The sequence below is a fragment of the Chloroflexota bacterium genome, assembly GCA_038040195.1.
Taxonomy (GTDB): domain Bacteria; phylum Chloroflexota; class Limnocylindria; order QHBO01; family QHBO01; genus DASTEQ01.
In genome coordinates, this window is record JBBPIR010000021.1 from 1 (window position 1) to 2,473 (window position 2,473).

Consider the following 2,473-nt stretch of genomic DNA (forward strand, 5'->3'; position numbering starts at 1 on the left):
GTCCATCGCCTCGGGGACGCCATCGGAGTAGAGGTACAGGCGGTCTCCCGCCCCCAGGCGGACCGACCGCTCCTCGTAGGCGTCGTCGGCCAGGCCGATCGGGAACCCCTGGCTCTCCAAAATCACCGGATCGGCGCCGGAGGGCAGATGCACCGGGCCGGGGTGCCCGGCGGAGACGTAGCGGAACTCCCCGGTCGCAGCGTTCAGGATCCCGTAGACCATCGTAGCGAACTGCCCGGTCACCGAGTCGAATGGGAAGAGCCGGTTCAGGCGGGCGGCGACCTCAGCGGGCGGCGTGATGTCGAACCGATCCCCAACGTCTCCATCCCGGATCAGAATCGAGGACGGCTCCGACGGCGGCGAGAGGAGACGGCTCAGCGTCACCGACAGTAGGGCCGACGCGACGCCATGGCCGCTGACGTCCAGGATGTAAAGCCCGACCTTGCCATCGCCGAGTGGGATGACGTTCAGGCCATCGCCGGCCAGTTCGTCGCAGGGCCGGTAGATCCAGGCGAAGTCCGTGCCCGGGACACGAGGTACCTCGCGGGGTAGGAACGTCTCCTGGATCTTTGCCGCCGCCTTCAGGTCGCGGGACATCCGGCCGTTGGCCTTCGCCAGTCGCGCGTTGGTCTCCTCCAACTCGATTTGCAGGCGGCGGAGCTTCAGGTGCGTTTCGACGCGGGCGTGCAATTCTTCCATCTGAAACGGCTTGGTGAGGTAATCCACCCCGCCGATGGCAAAGGCCTTCACCTTGTCCAGCTGCTCGGTGAGAGCGCTGATGAAGATGACGGGAATCCCCTTGAGCTTGTCGTCGGCTTTGAGGTGTTCGCACACCTCGTAGCCGTTCATCTCCGGCATATTGATGTCCAGCAGGATCAAGTCCGGGGGATCGCGTCGCGCCGCCAGCAGCGCCAGCTTGCCGCTGGGAACGGGGCGGACTTTATACCCGCGGTCCTTGAGCATGCCGGCCAGCACCTGGAGATTGGCGGGGGTGTCGTCCACGACCAGGATGCTGGCGGGTTGCCCAGCACCACTTTCAGGCTTCTCCGGATTCAATGGAGGACCCTGTGCCCAATAAATCAAGAAGCTTCTGGTATTGGAAGCCTTCGGCCAGGCGGCGCAGCCCCTGAGCCATGCGGGGATCGCGGGCTTCAACCTCCTGGATCTTTGCCAGCAGCTGGTCCAGATCCGCCGTGATGACGGCTTCACGCATCGGGTGGATGAGGTCTTGCGGCCAGCCCGCCAGGGACTCGGGTGTGAGCTCGGCCGCTTCCTCCTGGGCCGCGGCTGCGGGCTCCTCGGCGTAAACGTACTCTACCCCCAGGTGGGCGTGAATCTTCTGGAACAGCTCCGCTTCCTGGATTGGCTTGGCGATAAAATCGTCGGCGCCGATCCCGAGCAGCGCCTGGCGGTTTTCGTCCATCGCACTGGCAGTCACAGCGATAATCTTGGGGTCCTCGCCGCCGGCCATGGCCCGGATCCGGCGGATCGCCTCATGGCCGTCCATCACCGGCATGCGGAAATCCATCAGGATCAGATGGGGCCGCCATTCCTCAAACTCCTGGACGGCTTCCGCTCCGTTGGTCGCCAGCCGGATCTCGAAACCGACGGGGGCTAGAAGCTGCGCCAGTAGCTGGCGGTTATCCTCGATGTCGTCGGCAATCAGCACCCGGCACGTCGCCTGCCCGGGCTGGAGCCTCAGGACATGCCGGGGCTTGTCTTTCCCTTGAACCGCCTGGGCCTCCCCCTCCTTCAAAGGCAGGTGAATGACGAACACGCTGCCTTTGCCAACCTCGCTGTTTACCGTGATGGCTCCGCCCATCAGGCGAACAAACTCCCGGCTGATGGCCAAGCCCAGCCCCGTACCGGTCCCCGCCTGTTGCCCGGTCTTGGTCTGCTCGAAATGCCGGAACAACTTGTCTTGGTCGTCTGGCGAAATGCCCGGGCCCGTGTCCTCGATTTCGACCCGGAGAAAAGGTCCCGTCGCGCCCTCGCGGTCCGCGCGCACGCGCAAGCCGATGCCGCCCTGCTCGGTAAACTTGACGGCGTTGCCCAGCACGTTAATGAAGACCTGACGCAGCTTGTTGATATCGGTCACGATGTATTGGGGGACATCGCCGATCATCTCCACCGAGAACGATAACTTTTTCTCATCCGTGCGGACGCGGAACATCATCTCCAGGTCTTTGAGCAGGACGGGCAGGTCGAACGTGGAGGGGTTCAGGGTCGTGCGGCCCGCTTCGATCTTGGACATCTCCAGGATGTCGTTGATCAGGGCCAGTAGATGCTCGCCGCTACGATTGATGGTTCCCAGGTACTCGCATTGTCGGGGGGTGAGGTCCTGGTCGCGGAGCATGAGCTGGGAGAACCCGAGGATGGCGTTCATGGGGGTGCGGATTTCGTGCGACATGTTGGCCAGGAAGACGCTCTTGGCGCGGTTGGCTTGCTGCAACGATTGCTCGTAGCGTTTGCG

The 2,473-nt window shown here is 63.7% G+C and carries 2 protein-coding genes; both read right to left on the reverse strand.

Annotation, left to right across the window (positions count from 1 at the left end):
* On the reverse strand, positions 1 to 1,155 hold a 1,155-nt coding region (locus tag AABM41_09730; GenBank protein MEK6192577.1), incomplete at its 3' end, for a SpoIIE family protein phosphatase.
* On the reverse strand, positions 1,037 to 2,473 hold a 1,437-nt coding region (locus tag AABM41_09735), incomplete at its 5' end, for an ATP-binding protein (GenBank protein MEK6192578.1). The genes AABM41_09735 and AABM41_09730, both read right to left, overlap by 119 nt.